The organism is Microbacterium keratanolyticum (assembly GCF_016907255.1).
GTDB classification, from domain to species: Bacteria; Actinomycetota; Actinomycetes; order Actinomycetales; family Microbacteriaceae; genus Microbacterium; species Microbacterium keratanolyticum.
The window spans coordinates 1491396-1507777 of record NZ_JAFBBQ010000001.1; the positions used below are offsets into that span (position 1 = coordinate 1491396).

Sequence of the window (16382 nt, forward strand, 5' to 3'; positions counted from 1 at the left end):
GCGCCCTGAGAATCGGGTCCTGAGAATTGCGCTCAGAAGAAATGGCTGATCAGGCCGAAAGCCGCAACGAGGCCGAAGAGGATGAACAGCACCCAGGGCACGGACTGCTTTAGCCGCCGACCTTGCGGAGCGACTCCTGGCGGGGGAGCGAAAGCACCGGCAGGAGCGGCGAACGGAAGTGCCGTGCCATCCGCCATCTGCATCGGCGAGGTGCCTGCAGCAGACGCCGTGTGAGTCGCGATCAAGCGCTCGTCGCGCCAGCGACCCCACTGGTCGAGCTTGGTCATGAGCGCATCGACGGCGCCGAACAGCCAGGCCCAGGTGGTGGCATCCAGCGTCGACGCCTCTCGCGAGGCGTAGAGGAACAGCCAGTCGTCGACGATCTCGACATCGAGTTGCGCCACATTCTCGATGAAGCGCGCCATGATGTCGGGGGTGAACAGGTACAGCGCATCGCGCTCGTATCCCTCGGGGCAGTAGAGGGAGAAGTGCTTGTCGAAGTCACCCTCGAGACCCAGACGCTGCTTCTTGTTGAAGCTTGTCGGCAGGTTCGATCCGAACAGCGAGTTGTTGCCACTCGAATCGAGCACGATGTTCGGCAGTGGCACGTCGAGCTTGACCGCCACGTACCCCCACTCGTGCGTCGTGCGGTTCTTGCCCGAGCCGGTGGAGTACTGGAAGTTGCCGAACTCGACCAGGCGTGGACGCTCGCCGCGGATGACCTGCTGAGACACACGGCTGTCGCCCTCATGGAAGATCATCCCGGGCAAGGCGGGGTCACGCACGGTGCCGACGTACTGCATACGGTTCGCTTCGGCGAAACGGTGCAGACGATAGCGCTTGATGCGCGAGTGCCGTAGACCCAGAACCAGCGCGAACGCGGCGCCTGCGATGATCGCCGCTGCGATCCCGATGATGAGTAGTCCCTGCCCTGTGTGGCCGTCGGCGAAAAGCTCGAGGACGTATCCGATGAGCGACGGAACCACCGTGACCAGCATGAACAACGCGACAGCGGCGCCGAGGGCGATCGCGATGATCGCCCCGACCGACACCGGCGTGCGGTGGTTCTTCGCGAAGGCCCTCACCTCATGCGGATCCACGGGCTCTGTCAGCGGGCTGGCATCGAAAGACACGGTCATTGGTTCTCCCGCTGTTGGGTTGAGCACGCAGGCAACGCGCATAACGTGCTCCTCGGTGTTCACGCAGTTGCCCGAAGGGTGGGCGCAGAGGTGTCACTCTGCGTCGTTTCCGAGACGCATTGCGCGCGCTGACTGATTCCAGCGTAGAGCGGCGGCGAGGGGAGAGGGTGACAACGGCGACTTTCCTACTTGACACCGTTCCCAACCTCCGCCAAGCTGGTTATTGGGAACGATCCCACTTAGAATCTCAAAGGAAAGCAGCATTGACGATGAGTGACCTGATTCCGGTTCCGGATGACTTCGAGGCCTGCGTACAGCACGCGATCGATCAGGACGACAAGGCCCGTGGCCTCGTCGACCAGGCCGTAGCGCGTGGCATCGAGAAGGTGTATCTCGTCGGCTGCGGCGGATCCCACTTCGGCACCTACCCGGCATTCGACCTGCTCGACCGCTACGCCACGGGCATCACGACCCAGCGCATCACCAGCGCCGAGCTCACCTCCCGCAACCCTTCCGGCCTGAACGAGCGTTCGCTCGTCGTCGCCGCCTCGCACTCCGGCAACACCCCTGAGACGGTCGCTGCCGCAGAGTTCGCCAAGAGCAAGGGTGCCCTCGTCGCAGGCATCTCCCGCATCGGCGACAACGGCCTCTCGCGCATCGGTGACGTCCACCTCGACTACCCCGACACGATCTCGATCACCGAGCCCAAGCTCGTGCACAACGAGCAGATCGCCCTGGCGCTGCTCGAGGCATTCGGCGCTGCAGACAAGGCCGCCGACATCCGTAGCGGGATGGCTGCACTCCCGGCAGCGCTCCGCGCCGTGAAGGATGAGGTCGCCGAGGTTGGTGAGCGCGTCGCAGACCTGCTCGAGAACGCTCCGCTCAGCTACATCGTCGGTGGCGGACCCGCCTACGGCATGGCCAAGATGATGTCCTGGTGCTACTTCCAGGAGATGAGCTGGATGAACTCCGCCGCGATCAACGCTGGCGACTTCTTCCATGGCCCGCTGGAGATGGTGCTCGAAGACACCACCGTCGTCACCCTCGTCGCTGAGGACGCCAGCCGTGCACTCGGCGAGCGGGTTATCCGCTTCACGGAGAACTACACGAAGAACTCGGCTGCTGTCGACACCGCAAAGTTCTCGCTCCCCGGCATCCCCGCCGCGGCACGTCCCGACCTCAGCGTCGTCGCCCTCATGAGCGCCGAGCGTCGTGTGCTCGACCACGTCGCAGCGCGCCGCGGTCACGACACCTCGCAGCGTCGCTACATGTACAAGGTCGCGTACTGACCTGACTGGCAAGGACACACAAGAACAATGAAGATACTCGGCGCTGGCGATAACGTCGCTGATCGTTATCTGCACCTGGCGACACTTTTCCCCGGGGGTAACGCCCTCAACGTGGCGGTTTTCGCCGCGCGTATGGGTGTCCACGCCGCATACCTCGGCGTCGTCGGCAACGACGACGTGGGGCGACACATCCTCACCTCGCTCGATGCCGAGCACGTCGACACGACGCACGTCCGCGTTGGCGGTGGCCCCAACGCCACCGCCGACGTGGAGCTGCAGGACAACGACCGCGTGTTCCTGCGCTCCGACCGGACAACCGCGATCTTCGAGCTCGACGCGGCCCAGCTTGAGCTCATGCGCGGCTATGACGTCGTGCACAGCGGCTACGCCGGCACCCTGCTTCCGCGGGTAGCCGAGATGGCCGCGCGCACGCTGGTGTCATTCGACTTCGGTAGCCGTTTCGACTTCGACGCCGTCAACGATGCGCTCCCGCACCTCCACCTCGCGTCCTTCTCCGGAAGCCACCTGAGCGAAGATGGAGCACGGGAACTGGTCGCAGCCGCACGAGCCGCCGGCGCGCAGCACGTGCTCGTCACCCGCGGTGACGAAGGCGCCTACTTCGGCGTCGGCGACCGGGTGCATCACCAGCAGGCGGATCGTGTCAGCGCGCTCGACACGCTCGGTGCCGGTGACGCGTTCATCGCGAGCATCCTGGTGGGCCTCGGTACCGGTCGTGAGACCGGCACGATGCTCGCCGCCGCCAGTGCCCACGCGGCACAGGTGTGCCAGGTACACGGTGCCTTCGGGCACGGAATGCCCTTCAACGTCGCGGCGGTGCAGTCCGCAGCGGCTTCCACCCAGACAGATGAGAAGGCGGTAACCCGATGAGCCTGCGGATCGGCGTCGACACAGGCGGCACGTTCACAGACATCTGCGCATTCGACGAGCAGACCGCTCGCGTGCACGTGCGTAAGGTCTCTAGCACCCCGGATGACCCGGGGCGCGCGATCGTGCAGGGCGTCACGGAGATCCTGGATCAAATCGGTGACCGTGAGATCGGTGAAGTCGCGTACTTCGCGCACGGGACGACGGTTGGCACGAACGCCCTCCTCACCGGACGCGGCGCGCTCACCGGCCTCATCACGACCCGTGGTTTCCGCGACCTGCTCGAACTCGGACGTGGTCGCCGCCCCGCGATGTACGACCCGCAGGTCGACAAGCCGGAGCCGCACGTTCCCCGCCACCTGCGCAAGGAGGTCACCGAGCGCCTTCGCCACACTGGCGTCGTCGAGACACCCCTCAACGAGGATGACGTCCGCCTGGCTGTGCGCGAACTCCGTGAAGAGGGCGTGGCATCTATCGCCGTCTGTCTTCTCTACAGCTACCTCGACGCGACGCACGAGAAGCGCATCGCCGAGATCATTGCGGAAGAGTTTCCCGGCGTCTACGTCTCGCTCTCGAGCGACGTCCTGCCGGAGTTCCGCGAGTACGAGCGTCTGTCGACCGTGGTCACGAACTCCTACGTCGGTCCCGTCGTTGCGAACTACCTGTCTCGCCTGCGCGGCGTGCTGGCAGACCAGGGCCTGCGTGCGATCCCGCACGTGACCCAGAGCAACGGCGGTGTGATCCCGTTCCGCACGGCAGAGTCGATGCCCGTGCGTCTCGTGCTCTCCGGTCCCAGCACCGGTGTCGTCGGTGCCGCGCAGATCTGCTCGGCCGCCGGATTCCCCGACATCATCACCTTCGACATGGGCGGAACGTCGTCAGACATCTCGCTCGTGCAGGAGGGCAAGCCCAAGGTCACCGCCGGAATGGAGCTGGACGGCCGCCCGGTCCGTTCGCCCATGCTCGACATCCACACGGTCGGTGCCGGTGGCGGATCGCTCGCCTGGATCGACAGCGGCAACCACCTGCGCGTTGGCCCGCAGAGCGCCGGAGCCTTCCCCGGCCCCGCATGCTACGGCAACGGTGACGGCGCTGCCGTAACCGATGCCAACGTTGTGCTGCGGATGCTCAACCCCGAGTACCTGCTCAACGGCCAGATGAAGATCGACCGCGAAGCCTCCGTTGCCGCGGTGCGTCGCCTCGCCGAGCCGCTCGGGCTCAGCGTGGAGGAGACCGCGCTCGGCATTCTCCGCGTCGTGACCGCCAACATGGCGCGCGCGATCCGTGTTGTCTCGGTGCAGCGTGGTTACGACCCGCGTGACTACGCCCTCGTGCCCTTCGGTGGCGCAGGACCCCTGCACGCCTCGCGCCTGGCGCGCGAGCTGGGCATGCGTCGCATCGTGGTCCCCGAGATCCCCGGCGCACAGTCGGCACTGGGGCTGCTCATGACCGACGTCAAGACGGACTTCATGCGCACGCACATCGCCCCCGTGGCCGAGGCCGGCAGCGTAGCCATCGACGCGATCTTCGCGGAGCTCACCGAGAACGCCGATGAGTGGTTCGTCGAGGAAGAAGTTTCGGAAGAGGGACGTGCCGCTGTGCGTCGTATGGACCTGCGCTACCGCGGCCAGAACTTCGAGCTCGCTGTCGAGATTCCCGAGGGTTACAGCTTCACTGCCAGCGGCGTGACGCCCATCGTGGAGCTGTTCCACGAGGCACACGAGCGTGTCTACGGCTACCGTTCGGAGGATGCGCAGATCGAGGCGGTGACCTTCCGTCTGGAGGCGAGTGGATCCGCACCGCGGTTCGACGTTCGCGAGGACGAGGTCACCGAGAACACAGCGGATGCCGCACGCGTTGACCTGCGCAGCTCCTGCTTCGATCCTGCTGTCGGCTTCGTGGACACCCCGGTCTATGACCGTGCGCTGTTGACGCCCGGCGATGTCATCGAAGGCCCGGCGATCGTCGAGCAGATGGACACCACCACGGTGCTGCTGCCCGGGGACCACTGCCGTGTCGATTCCTACCGCAACCTGATTATCGAGATCGGAGCTCAGTCATGAGTGCAGTGCAGAAGCGATCCGGGCTCGACCCGGTGCTGATCGAGGTCGTCGGTTCGGCGTTCTCCACGATCGTCGAAGAGATGAGCGAGACGCTGGTCAAGGCCGCATACTCGCCCAACATCAAGGAACGCCGCGACTGCACGGCGAGCTTTTTCGACGCCGCCGGCCAGGCAATCGCGCAGGATGAGGGTGGCTCACCGCTGCACCTCGGATCGCTCATGGGCATCGTGGAGGCGCTGCGTGCGCGCTACCCGCTGGAGCAGATTCAGCCGGGTGACATCTTCATCGGTAACGACCCGTACACGGGTGGCGGATCGCACCTGCCGGACATCGTTCTGGCGGCGCCGATCTTCGTCGATGGCGAGTTGAGCGCTTGGGCTGCCACGCTCGCGCACCACGCGGACTTCGGTGACCGTGGCCATGCGCACATCTTCCAGGAAGCAATTCGGATCCCTCCGGTGCACCTGGTCAAGGAGGGCGTGCGCCAGGAGGAGCTGCTGCAGCTCATCCTGCTCAACTGCCAGATTCCCGAGGAGCGAATCGCTGATCTTCGGGCGCAGGAAGCGGCGCTGCGCGTTGCAGTCACGCGCTACGAAGAGCTGTGTGCGCGCTACGGCGTGGAGACGGTGCGCGCGATCGGTGACGAGCTGCTCGACTATACGGAGCGTCGTACGCGTGCGGCGATCGCCGAGTTCCCCGACGGTGAGTACACCTTCGAGGACAAGTTCGATGCTCCGGAGCTCGACGATGAACTCACCCTGAAGGTGCGCATCGTCGTGAGCGGCGAAGAGATGCTGTTCGACTTTGCGGGCAACCCGCCGCAGGTACGAGCCAGCGTCAACGTCGTGTGGACCGGGCTCTACGCCGCGGTCTACTACACGATCAAGACGTTGATCGATCCGGACATCGCTCCGAACGCCGGGCTCTACCGTCCGGTGACGATCGAGGCGCCTGAGGGATCCATCATCAACTGCTCGGCACCCGCGGCAGTCAACGGCCGCAGTGAGACCTGCCAGCGCATCGTCGATCTGATCCAGGGTGCACTCGCCCCGGCCGTGCCGGAGCGTGTAACGGGAGCGTCGAACGGCGCCAACACCGGCGTGCACTTCTCGGGCCATGATGCCGTGCGTGGACGTGACTTTGTCTACCTGGAGACGATCGGCGGCGGCAGCGGTGCCCGTTTCAACAAGGACGGTCTCGACGGTGTGCAGGTGCATATGACGAACACGTCGAACCTGCCGGTCGAGAGCCTGGAGAGCGAGTATCCGCTCATGGTCGAGGCCTACGAGCTCATCGAGGACTCGGGCGGAACCGGTGAGCACCGGGGTGGCATGGGTATCCGCCGGAAGATCCGCGTAGAGGCACCGGACGTGCACTTCTGGCTCGACACGAGCCGTCAGAAGTCACAGCCGTGGGGTGTCTTCGGCGGTGGCGACGGCGACTCGGCGCACTGTGAGCTGAGCGAGGACACGCGCCCGATCGACCACGGCTACACGGTCATGCAGCCGGGCCAGTGGGCGTCGATCGAGACGGCGGGCGCCGGTGGTTACGGCGACCCGAGCAAGCGTTCGGAGGAACGAATCGCCCGCGACCTGCGCGATGGGCGAATCTCTGACGAGACGGCGCAGAGCTACAACAACAGCTGATGCGTTGAGACGGACGGGAGGATGCTGTGACCCAGCATCCTCCCGTTTTCTATGCCTGGGTGATGGAACCCACGGAATCGCGCATGAGCAGCGATGCGTTGAGCAGGTGGTCGTGGGCGGATGGTGCATGTCCGCGAATCGCGCCGATCAGCGTGGTGGCGGCTGTCGCGCCGAGCCGTTGTCGCGGTTGGTCGATCACGGAGACCGCAGGGCGCACGAGGGTCGTCCAGTCCTGGTCATCGAAGCCGATGAATGCCAGATCCTGCGGCACGGCGATATCGCGTGCGGTGAGGGCGCGGTAGGCACCGGAGGTGAGCGCGGCGTCGGTCGAGTGCAGGGCGGTGGCGGTGACGCCACTGTCGAGGAACGCCTCCACGGCACGCTGGGCGTCATCGACGGAGTACGCGGAGCGCAGCAGCAGGTGCTCGTCGGCGGGGATCTCCGCGGCGGCGAGAGCGCGCAAGTAGCCGATCACACGCTGCGCGGACGGGCGAAGAAGAGCGAAGTACGCGTCGTCGGGGCCTTCGGCGATAGCGCGGAGCTCGTCCAGGCTCTGCGTGGCCTCGGTGAGCAGCGCGATCCGAGTGTGCCCGTTGTCGATGAGCGCGCGCACGGCCTGTGCCGTGGCGTCTGCGTGATCAGCGGAGACGAGGGGGAGGGCGGCGAGGGTCGGCAGGCGGCGGTCGAGGAGGACGACGGGGATGCCTTCGGCGGCGATCCGGGCGATGGCCTGGGGATCTCTCTGCAACACGGGGGCGATCGCGATGCCGTCGACGCGCTTCTCGGCGAGCAGTTCGATGGAGCTGCTCTCGATCTCGGGGTCGTTGTCGGTGTTGCTGACAAGGACCTCGAATCCGGCGGATCGTGCCGCGTCGGTGAAGCCGCGGAGGACGGCGGAGAAGAAGGGGTTGGCGACGTCTGGCAGCACCACGCCCAGGGTGTGGGTGAGGCCGGACTTCATCGCTTTCGCGAGCTGGTTGGGGCGGTAGCCCAGTCGTTCTGCGGCTTCGAGCACCTTCTGCTTGGTCTGCGGACTCGCGGATCCACTGCGCGCGAGCACACGTGCGGCGGCGGATTTGGAGACACCTGCCTCCCTGGCGACGTCGATTATTGTGGCAGAGGCGTGGCGCTGCGTCATGGACTGCCTTTCACTGAAGCGTTGCTCGCATCGTACCGATGCCATTCATGGCCGGTTTCGCGAACATCATTTGATCAATTGTGCCCTTTGTGATTGACACCGTTCCCATTTTTCGCGAGAGTGTCTATTACAGGGTTGAGGGAACGTTCCCAGAATGGACTTTCAACCCCGGCTGATGGCGGCCGGTCGGCATGGCTGAGCGAACGCATCAGACCACATACCGACGACTCGCCCGGGTCGTACACAGCACGCGGCCGCATCGCGGTCGAGAAGTCAAAGGAGATTCACCATGGTGAACACGTCAGCGCGGATGCGTCGCACGGTTGGCGCGGTTGTCGCCGTCGCCGCGACCGCAGCCTCCCTGGTTGCTTGTTCCTCGACCGATGGCGGAGGCGCCGCCGCAGGATCGACGACCCTGCGATTCGGACTCGACAGCGACGTTCCCAACCTTGTCACCCCGCAGAACCAGGGCAGCGCGTCGATGATCCTCAACGGTGTGCTCCACCGCGGACTCGTGCAGTATGACAAGACCGGCGCGATTGTCCCGGCTCTCGCCGAGACCTGGGAAGAGGAAGCGGCACAGACCTTTACGTTCCACCTGCGCGAAGGCCTCACCTTCCATGACGGCAGCGAGCTCGACAGCGCCGACGTCAAGGCCAGCCTCGAGCACATGGCGAACCCCGACAGCGTTGCAAAGCTCTACCCCGCAGCCAAGGGAATTGCCTCGGTCGAGACGCCGGACGCAGAGACCGTCGTCGTCGAGCTGAGTGCTCCCGACGCCGCCTTCCTGTCGTACATGGCAGATGTCTCCGGCGCGATCCTTCCCTCCGAGGAAGTCGGCTCGGAAGGCCCCACCTATATTGGTGCCGGCCCGTACAAGTACGTCAGCTACGAGAAGGGCACGTCCTTCGTCGTGGAGAAGTTCGACGCGTTCTACGAGGACGGTCAGCCCTCGTACGACACGATCGAGTTCAGCATCATCCCCGACCAGGCAGCCCGTGACAACGCTCTGCTCAGCGGCAGCGTCGACATGACCTCTTTCGTTGGCTGGAACAGCTACTCGCAGGTCGAGAGCGCGGGCAACCTCGTGCTCGACGCCACCGAGGGCCCGTTCATGTACCTCCTCTTCAACACCACCGAGGGTTCGCCGTTCTCGAACCCGAAGGTGCGCGAGGCCGTCGCGTGGGCCGTCGACCGCCAGGCCGTCGTCGACGCAGCGCTCGGTGGCGTCGGCGCGCCGCTTGAAGGCATGCCGATCCCCGAGGGATCCGACTTCTACAACGCCGACCAGGCTAACCACTTCACCAAGGACGTGGAAAAGGCCAAGGCACTGCTTGCTGAGGCGGGCTACCCGAACGGCTTCACTGCGCGGATGCTCTCGTCGTCGCAGTACTCGTTCCACCAGGACACCGCGATCTCGGTGCAGAACGACCTCAAGGCGATCGGCATTGAGCTCGAGATGAACCTCCCTGACTGGCCGACCCGTCTCGAGATCGGCGCAGCCGGCGACTACGACATCGCCGTCTACGGAACCGTGGGCGTCACAAACGACCCGGCCTTCCTTGACCAGATCCTCACGCCTGCCGGCGCGCAGAACGCTCCCTTCGGCTACAACGACGCGAAGGTGAACGAACTGCTTGCCTCGGGCCGTGCCGAAGCAGACCTTGACGCACGCAAGGCGATCTACGACGAGCTGGGCGAGTACGTGCTCGAGACGGCTCCGATCGTGGGCCTGGCATGGCGCTCGCAGGCCTACGGTCTGTCCGACACGATCAGCGGATTCACGAACATCCCGGGATTCCTCACGTTCAACTCGGGCTACACGCTGGCCACCACCACATCTAAGTAAGACCTGACTGCCCGGGCACCCTCTGGGGTGCCCGGCCAGCAGTACGGAAGGAATGACCGATGGCGATGATGATTCTCCGGCGGCTTGCCGCGGGTATCGTGCTGCTCTTCGTCGTCGCTACCGTCGTGTTCTTGGCGATGCAGCTCGTGCCGGGTGACCCCGCACGGCTCATCCTCACCGGCACAGGAGCGACTCCGACGGAAGAAGCCGTCGAGCAGCTGCGAGAGAAGCTCGGCCTGAATCTGCCGCTGTGGCAGCAGTATTTCCACTTCCTTGGGGATATACTCTCTGGCACCCTCGGTCAGTCCGTGCAGGACGGCAACACTGTCGCCTCGCACATTGCGCTCCGCCTGCCGCGGACACTTCAGCTCGTTCTGACCGCAACGGTCATTTCGGTAATCTGCGGGATCGCTCTCGGCGCGGCCGCCGCTCGACGTGGGGGATGGGTCGACCGTCTCACACTCGCCGGTACGTCTTTCGCCGTCGCGGTTCCTTCGTACGTGGCGGCCGTCATCCTCGTCTACGTCGTCGGCGTGCAGCTGCGCTGGCTCCCCTCCGGCGGCTACACCCCGCCGGATCGTGACTTCGGCGATTTCGTACAGACCCTGATCCTCCCGGTGATCGCGCTGTCGATCGGTTTCACCGGAATCGTGGCGCGGATGACGCGCTCCTCCGTTCTTGGAGTGCTCAACCAGGACTGGGTGCGCACGGGTCGCGCGGTGGGCAACCGTGAAGGCACGGTCTTCCGCAAGCACGTCCTGCGCAACTCGCTCTCGCCTGTGCTCAGTGTCACCGCGCTTCAGCTCGGTGGCCTGCTCGGCGGCACCGTCATCATCGAGCGCGTGTTCAGCTGGCCTGGTCTCTCCGGGTTGCTCATCGACGGCGTTACCGCCCGCGACTACCCGCTCGTGCAGGGCGTGGTGCTGGTCATCGCCGCCATCTTCATTCTCATCAACATCGCGGTCGACATCGCCTATGGCTTCCTCGACCCGCGTGGACGGACGCAGTAATCATGTCGGCATTTCTTCGTGAACTTCGTTCCCCCGGCGTCCTGCTCTCGGCGCTGTTTCTTGCGCTGCTGATCCTGCTCGCCGTTTTCGCGCCCATCGTGGCGCCGTTTGACCCTGTCGCGCAGAGTGCACAGCGACTGGCGTTGCCGAGCGCTGAGCACCTGCTTGGTACGGATCAATTCGGTCGCGACGTGCTCTCGCGCCTGATCTACGGCTCGCGGATTGACCTTGTGGTCGCCTTCGGTGCCGCGGCGCTCGCCGCCACGCTTGGCGTCACGATCGGCCTGATCGGTGGCAGCAGCAAGGGCATCGTGAACCTGCTGTCGATGCGTTCGATCGAGGTCATCCTTGCTTTCCCGCCCATCGTCTTCGCGCTCATGGTCGTCACGATGATCGGTCCTGGCGTGCTCACGCTCATCGTCACGATGGGGATCCTGTTCGCCCCCGCTTTCGCCCGCATCGTCTACGGTGAAGTTCTCACTTTGCGTAACCTCGAATACGTGCAGGCGAGCACTGTGATCGGCACGCCCAAAGCGCGAGTGCTGTTCCGCGTCATCCTTCCCGGTGTCATAGCGCCGGTGCTCGTCCAAATGTCGCTCACCCTCGCCGCAGCGCTCCTCCTGTCGTCCGGTTTGAGCTATCTCGGCCTCGGTGTTGTGCCTCCTGACCCTTCGTGGGGCGGGATGATCGCGGAGGGCCAAGCGCTGATGACGCGCTCGCCCATGCTGCTGTTCATCGCGGGAGGCATCGTCGTGGCGACGGTCCTCTCCTTCTCGGTGCTGGCGGACGCCCTTGAACGCTCATTGGATCCGCGTCGTCGGCGATCCAAGAAAGATAAGGCGGTTGCGTTCGCGCGAACCGAGACAATCCAGACGCGTCGCGTCTCGACCGGAAGGCGGTTGCCATGAAGTTCGGTGCTCACAGCCAGATGTTCGCCCACGAGATCGCAGAGGACCCGCGTGGCGTGCTGCGAACGGTGCGGGAGCTTGGGATGGATGCGATCGAGATCAACGTCGGCGATCCAGCCACATTTCCGGTAGGCGAAGTGGTGGCGGGGGTGGCCGAGACAGAACTCGATGTTGTTCTTGGCGTCGCACTACCTGCGCACCGGAATACGGTCAGTTCTGACGCTACGGAGCGCGCAGATGGGCTCGCTCATCTGCAACGCTGTATCGACATCGCGCATGAGATCGGCGCACGCAAGATCTGTGGGGGATTGCATTCCGCCAATGGTGTGTTCGTGGGGCGCCCTCGAACGGTGCAGGAGTGGCAGTGGAGCATTGATGCGCTGCGTCATGCCGCAGTATCTGCAGAAGCAGCCGATGTCCTCCTTACGGTTGAGCCGGTGAGTCGCTACTCGGGGTACTTTCTCAACACAGCTGCCGATGCGCTTGCACTAGTGGAGGAAGTCAACTCCACACATGTACTGGTCCAGCTCGACACTTGGCATATGAACATCGAGGAGTCGGACACTCCCTCCGCAATCCGGAGCGTAGGGTCTAAGCTCGGGCACTTTCATGGAGTCGAGAGCAACCGCGGGATACCCGGAACGGGACAAGTGCCGTGGAAGGGCGTGTTCGATGCGCTCGCAGACGTCGGCTATGACGACCTCATCGTGTATGAGCATTTTCCGGTGGGTCTGCCGCAGATGGCGGTCCGCACCCACACCTGGCGGAACATTGCCAGCTCCGAGGATGTCTGCATTGACGGTACTCGGCGCCTCACGACGATTCTGGAAGCAAGTAAGGCTGCCAGCGCATGACCGAAGCGACAACCTCTCAGCCTCTGATGCGCGTGCATGACCTGCGGGTCGGCTTCACGAAGGAGGCGGAGACCACCTTCGTTACACATGGCATCAGCTTCGAGATCGGCGAACGCGAGACGCTTGCGCTGGTCGGAGAGTCGGGGTCGGGAAAATCGGTGACGGCGATGTCGATTCTGGATTTGCTCCCGCGCACAGCCGTGCGCAAGGGGTCCGTTCGCTGGGGCGAGGAGGAGCTCATTGGCGTGGGTCCGGCGCGGTTGCGTCAGTTGCGTGGTGGCACGATCGGGGTGATCTTCCAGGAGCCGATGACTGCCTTCAACCCGGTGTACACGATCGGCCGTCAGATCTCGGATGCCATCCTGCTGCACGAGAAGCTCAGCCGCCGTGGGGCGCTGGCTCGAGCTGTCGAACTGCTGCGTGAGGTCGGCATCCCTGAACCTGAGCGACGCATCACCTCGTACCCGCACCAGCTCTCCGGCGGGCAGCGGCAGCGCGCGATGATCGCAATGGCGATCTCTGGTTCGCCGAAGTTGCTTATCGCGGATGAACCGACAACGGCGCTCGATGTCACCGTGCAGGCGGAGATCCTTCGCCTGCTGCGCAGCCTGCAGGAAAGCCGCGGGATGTCGATTCTGCTCATCACCCATGACATGGGCGTGGTCGCAGAGATGGCGGATCGGGTCGTCGTAATGAAGGACGGCCTCGTGGTCGAGGCGGCCGATGTCTACTCGCTGTTCGCCGCACCGCAGAATGCGTACACACAGCGGCTTCTCAACGCTGTCCCTAAGCCGAGCCTGCTCACCGCAGAGGTGCGCGAGGCGGCCCCTGATGTCGAGCCAGCGACGCCGCCCGCGCTCGTCGTGGACGATCTGCACATCCGCTATCCCGGATCGTGGCGAAAGCCCGGCTTCCTCGCCGTCGAGGGCGTGAGCTTTGCGGTTCCGGCTGGCAAGGTTGTCGGCCTCGTCGGTGAATCCGGATCCGGCAAGTCGACGATCGGCAAGGCCGTCGTCGGCCTGCTCCCGATCGAGTCGGGACGCGTGGAGATCGCGGGCACCGACGTCACCTCTGTCGCCGGTGCCGAGCTGCGCCGTGCGCGCGCTGCCTATGGAATGGTCTTCCAGGATCCAGCGTCGTCATTGAACCCGCGCGTTTCCATTGGGGCTTCGATCGCGGAACCGCTCGCGGTTCACCGCTCCGAGCTGTCGGCGGCCGAACGTCGTCGTCGCGTCACGGATCTGTTGGAACAGGTGGAGTTGCCCGCAGCGTGGGCATCACGCTTCCCGCACGAGCTCTCCGGTGGCCAGCGTCAACGGGTGGGCATCGCCCGTGCGCTTGCTCTGGAGCCGAAGTTGCTCATCGCGGACGAGCCAACCTCAGCGCTGGATGTCTCGGTGCAGGCCGCGGTCCTCGATATCTTCCAGGAGCTGCAGGAGCGCCTTGGATTCTCCTGTCTGTTCATCAGTCACGACCTCGCCGTGGTCGAGCTGCTGTCGGAGAACGTGGTCGTGCTGCAGAAGGGCGCGATCATCGAGCAGGGATCAGCGCGTGGCGTGCTCACGAACCCGCAGATGCCGTACACGCGGCGCCTGGTGGCTGCGGCGCCTGTGCCTGACCCCGTTGTCCAGCGTCAGCGTCGGATCGCTTGATTCGGGCGCCGGGTAATGCGCGCGGCGTGGCTCTGTCCCCCGACCTCGCGCGCCACTCGGGCGTGTCGTATGACGTGCTCGACTTCGGCTAGACTGTTGAGGTTGTCTGCCCAGATCCGGAATCGCCGGCTACGGACAGACACGTGCAACACACCCTCCTGCTTCCGGGAAAGTCCCGGGAGCCGTTCTAGTCCGAAGGAGGTGGGTAAGTGACGCACCAGTACGAGCTCATGGTCATTCTGACCCCCGAGCTGGATGAGCGCCAGGTTGCCCCCAACCTCGACAAGTTCCTGAAGGTCATCACCAACGATGGTGGCTCGATTGACAAGGTCGACATCTGGGGCAAGCGCCGTTTCGCCTACGAGATCAACAAGAAGAACGAGGGCATCTACGCCGTCGTCAACTTCACCGCCACCAGCGAGGCCACGCAGGAGCTCGACCGTCAGCTCGGTCTGAGCGAGCTCGTGTTCCGCACCAAGGTGCTCCGCGCCGAAGAAGCAATCGCACAGGTTGCTGCTGAGGCCAAGCGCGCCGAGGAGAAGGCTGCTCGCAAGCCCAAGGCAGCGAAGGCCTAAGACCCATGGCCGGCGAAACCGTCATCACCGTGGTGGGCAACCTCACGGCCGACCCCGAACTGCGGTACACGCAGAACGGGCTGCCGGTGGCGAACTTCACCATCGCATCGACGCCTCGTAACTTCGACCGTGCGGCGAATGAGTGGAAGGACGGCGAAGCGCTGTTCCTCCGCGCGTCCGTGTGGCGTGAGTTCGCGGAGCACGTGGCAGGTTCACTGACCAAGGGCATGCGGGTCATCGCGACCGGCCGTCTGCGTCAGCGTTCCTACCAGGACCGCGAGGGCAACCAGCGCACGGCGATCGAGCTGGAGGTCGACGAGATCGGCCCCTCGCTGCGGTACGCCACGGCGCAGGTCACCCGCGCTGCCTCGAACGGTGGCGGCGGCGGACAGTCTCGTCCTGCGCAGCAGCAGGTGTCGGAAGAGCCGTGGTCTACCCCCGGTTCGTCCACCAGCGCAGATGCTTGGAGCACTCCGGGCAGCTTCGGCGACGACACTCCGTTCTGATCAAGTCTCGGGATGCGCGCGCATAGCGCGGCAGCATCCGCAAAAAACTAAGGAAAAACCATGGCTGGAAAGTCGAGCGGCGACCGCCGCAAGCCGCGGAAGGGCGCGAAGAACGCCGCTCCCGCGAAGTCGATCCGCGTTGGTGTCATCGACTACAAGGATGTCGCGACCCTCCGCAAGTTCATCTCGGAGCGTGGAAAGATCCGCGCCCGTCGTATCACCGGTGTCTCGGTTCAGGAGCAGCGTCTGATCGCCAAGGCGATCAAGAACGCACGCGAGATGGCTCTCCTGCCCTACGCCGGCGCTGGCCGCTAAGGAGGAGCCCCATCATGTCGAAGCTGATTCTTACGAATGAGGTCGCCGGGCTCGGTGGAGCCGGTGACGTTGTCGAGGTCAAGAACGGGTACGCCCGCAACTACCTCATCCCGCAGGGCTTTGCTGTCGCGTGGACGCGCGGTGGCGAGAAGCAGGTTGCGTCGATCCGTGCTGCCCGCGAGGCACGCGCGATCCACGACCGCGACGACGCTGTTGCCCTGAAGAACACGCTGGAGAGCGCCAAGGTGCGCCTTGCCGTCAAGGCAGGCGGCGAAGGCCGTCTCTTCGGTTCGGTCAAGACCGCCGACGTCGCTGACGCTGTTGCTGCAGCCGGCCTCGGTGCGATCGACAAGCGCAAGGTGCACATCCCCGCCCCGATCAAGGTCGTCGGCGAGCACCAGGCCACGGTTCGTCTGCACGACGACGTGACCGCCGTCATCACGCTGCAGGTCGTCGCCGCCAAGTAAGGCGCGACACCTCCGGAACGGCCTCTGTCCCTCGGGACAGGGGCCGTTCCGCATGAGTGCGGGGGTGGATGCCTCGGAGTCGTAAG

At 64.8% G+C, this 16382-nt stretch carries 15 protein-coding genes; 13 read left to right on the forward strand and 2 right to left on the reverse strand.

Translation table 11 applies throughout. From position 1 onward, the window contains the following. Positions 1-32: 32 nt before the first annotated feature. On the reverse strand, positions 33-1139 hold the full coding sequence (locus JOD62_RS07115) for a hypothetical protein (RefSeq protein ID WP_204938603.1): 1107 nt from the start codon (positions 1137-1139) through the stop codon (positions 33-35). Positions 1140-1408: 269 nt separating this feature from the next. Between JOD62_RS07115 and JOD62_RS07120 the strand changes: the two genes are divergently transcribed. From JOD62_RS07120 to JOD62_RS07135, 4 genes are read left to right on the forward strand one after another with little or no spacing between them, the layout of a single operon-like run. Then, complete coding sequence (locus tag JOD62_RS07120) at positions 1409-2428, forward strand: SIS domain-containing protein (RefSeq protein ID WP_204938604.1); 1020 nt, start codon at positions 1409-1411, stop codon at positions 2426-2428. A gap of 27 nt (positions 2429-2455) precedes the next feature. After that, positions 2456-3316 carry a PfkB family carbohydrate kinase gene (locus tag JOD62_RS07125; protein ID WP_204938605.1) on the forward strand — a complete coding sequence of 287 codons (861 nt, stop codon included), beginning with the start codon at positions 2456-2458 and terminating at the stop codon, positions 3314-3316. Next, entirely contained in the window at positions 3313-5376 is a 2064-nt protein-coding gene (locus JOD62_RS07130) for a hydantoinase/oxoprolinase family protein (RefSeq protein WP_204938606.1), read from the forward strand. The genes JOD62_RS07125 and JOD62_RS07130 overlap by 4 nt, the downstream gene beginning before the upstream one ends. Beyond that, complete coding sequence (locus JOD62_RS07135) at positions 5373-7022, forward strand: hydantoinase B/oxoprolinase family protein (RefSeq protein WP_204938607.1); 1650 nt, start codon at positions 5373-5375, stop codon at positions 7020-7022. The genes JOD62_RS07130 and JOD62_RS07135 overlap by 4 nt, the downstream gene beginning before the upstream one ends. Before the next feature lie 49 nt (positions 7023-7071). Here JOD62_RS07135 and JOD62_RS07140 read toward each other — a convergent pair whose 3' ends face one another. Then, the gene (locus tag JOD62_RS07140) at positions 7072-8160 is read right to left on the reverse strand and encodes a LacI family DNA-binding transcriptional regulator (RefSeq protein ID WP_204938608.1); all 1089 of its coding nucleotides are present in this window, start codon (positions 8158-8160) and stop codon (positions 7072-7074) included. 289 nt (positions 8161-8449) lie between these two features. Here JOD62_RS07140 and JOD62_RS07145 point away from each other — a divergent pair, with 289 nt between their 5' ends. The 9 genes from JOD62_RS07145 (at position 8450) to rplI (ending at position 16296) form a co-directional block, all read left to right on the forward strand. Beyond that, positions 8450-10009 (forward strand): ABC transporter substrate-binding protein, encoded by a 1560-nt coding sequence (locus JOD62_RS07145; protein WP_204938609.1) that lies wholly within the window; start codon positions 8450-8452, stop codon positions 10007-10009. 59 nt (positions 10010-10068) lie between these two features. Then, entirely contained in the window at positions 10069-11019 is a 951-nt protein-coding gene (locus JOD62_RS07150; protein ID WP_204938610.1) for an ABC transporter permease, read from the forward strand. A 2-nt stretch (positions 11020-11021) separates the two neighbouring features. Further along, a complete protein-coding gene (locus JOD62_RS07155) occupies positions 11022-11927 on the forward strand; it encodes an ABC transporter permease (RefSeq protein WP_204938611.1) in 906 nt (301 codons plus the stop codon). Continuing rightward, the gene (locus JOD62_RS07160) at positions 11924-12781 is read left to right on the forward strand and encodes a sugar phosphate isomerase/epimerase family protein (protein ID WP_204938612.1); all 858 of its coding nucleotides are present in this window, start codon (positions 11924-11926) and stop codon (positions 12779-12781) included. Before JOD62_RS07155 ends, JOD62_RS07160 begins: the two co-directional genes overlap by 4 nt. Continuing rightward, positions 12778-14433, forward strand: coding sequence for an ABC transporter ATP-binding protein (locus JOD62_RS07165; protein ID WP_204938613.1), 1656 nt, complete (start codon positions 12778-12780; stop codon positions 14431-14433). Before JOD62_RS07160 ends, JOD62_RS07165 begins: the two co-directional genes overlap by 4 nt. A gap of 209 nt (positions 14434-14642) precedes the next feature. Next, on the forward strand, positions 14643-15008 hold the full coding sequence (rpsF, locus tag JOD62_RS07170) for a 30S ribosomal protein S6 (RefSeq protein WP_204938614.1): 366 nt from the start codon (positions 14643-14645) through the stop codon (positions 15006-15008). A 5-nt stretch (positions 15009-15013) separates the two neighbouring features. Further along, on the forward strand, positions 15014-15514 hold the full coding sequence (locus JOD62_RS07175; protein WP_204938615.1) for a single-stranded DNA-binding protein: 501 nt from the start codon (positions 15014-15016) through the stop codon (positions 15512-15514). Positions 15515-15574: 60 nt separating this feature from the next. After that, positions 15575-15829: a 30S ribosomal protein S18 gene (gene rpsR, locus JOD62_RS07180; RefSeq protein WP_040168021.1), complete on the forward strand. Its 255-nt coding sequence runs from the start codon at positions 15575-15577 to the stop codon at positions 15827-15829. Between the two features lie 14 nt (positions 15830-15843). After that, positions 15844-16296 (forward strand): 50S ribosomal protein L9, encoded by a 453-nt coding sequence (gene rplI / locus JOD62_RS07185; protein WP_204938616.1) that lies wholly within the window; start codon positions 15844-15846, stop codon positions 16294-16296. The last annotated feature ends 86 nt before the right edge of the window (positions 16297-16382 follow it).

Coding starts and splice junctions, on each gene's coding strand:
- JOD62_RS07135 (WP_204938607.1), top strand. CDS start 5,373: ATGAGTGCAGTGCAGAAGCGATCCGGGCTCGACCCGGTGCTGATCGAG.
- JOD62_RS07145 (WP_204938609.1), top strand. CDS start 8,450: ATGGTGAACACGTCAGCGCGGATGCGTCGCACGGTTGGCGCGGTTGTC.
- JOD62_RS07160 (WP_204938612.1), top strand. CDS start 11,924: ATGAAGTTCGGTGCTCACAGCCAGATGTTCGCCCACGAGATCGCAGAG.
- JOD62_RS07155 (WP_204938611.1), top strand. CDS start 11,022: ATGTCGGCATTTCTTCGTGAACTTCGTTCCCCCGGCGTCCTGCTCTCG.
- JOD62_RS07165 (WP_204938613.1), top strand. CDS start 12,778: ATGACCGAAGCGACAACCTCTCAGCCTCTGATGCGCGTGCATGACCTG.
- JOD62_RS07140 (WP_204938608.1), bottom strand. CDS start 8,160: ATGACGCAGCGCCACGCCTCTGCCACAATAATCGACGTCGCCAGGGAG.
- JOD62_RS07120 (WP_204938604.1), top strand. CDS start 1,409: ATGAGTGACCTGATTCCGGTTCCGGATGACTTCGAGGCCTGCGTACAG.
- JOD62_RS07115 (WP_204938603.1), bottom strand. CDS start 1,139: ATGACCGTGTCTTTCGATGCCAGCCCGCTGACAGAGCCCGTGGATCCG.
- JOD62_RS07125 (WP_204938605.1), top strand. CDS start 2,456: ATGAAGATACTCGGCGCTGGCGATAACGTCGCTGATCGTTATCTGCAC.
- rpsR (WP_040168021.1), top strand. CDS start 15,575: ATGGCTGGAAAGTCGAGCGGCGACCGCCGCAAGCCGCGGAAGGGCGCG.
- JOD62_RS07150 (WP_204938610.1), top strand. CDS start 10,069: ATGGCGATGATGATTCTCCGGCGGCTTGCCGCGGGTATCGTGCTGCTC.
- JOD62_RS07130 (WP_204938606.1), top strand. CDS start 3,313: ATGAGCCTGCGGATCGGCGTCGACACAGGCGGCACGTTCACAGACATC.
- rplI (WP_204938616.1), top strand. CDS start 15,844: ATGTCGAAGCTGATTCTTACGAATGAGGTCGCCGGGCTCGGTGGAGCC.
- JOD62_RS07175 (WP_204938615.1), top strand. CDS start 15,014: ATGGCCGGCGAAACCGTCATCACCGTGGTGGGCAACCTCACGGCCGAC.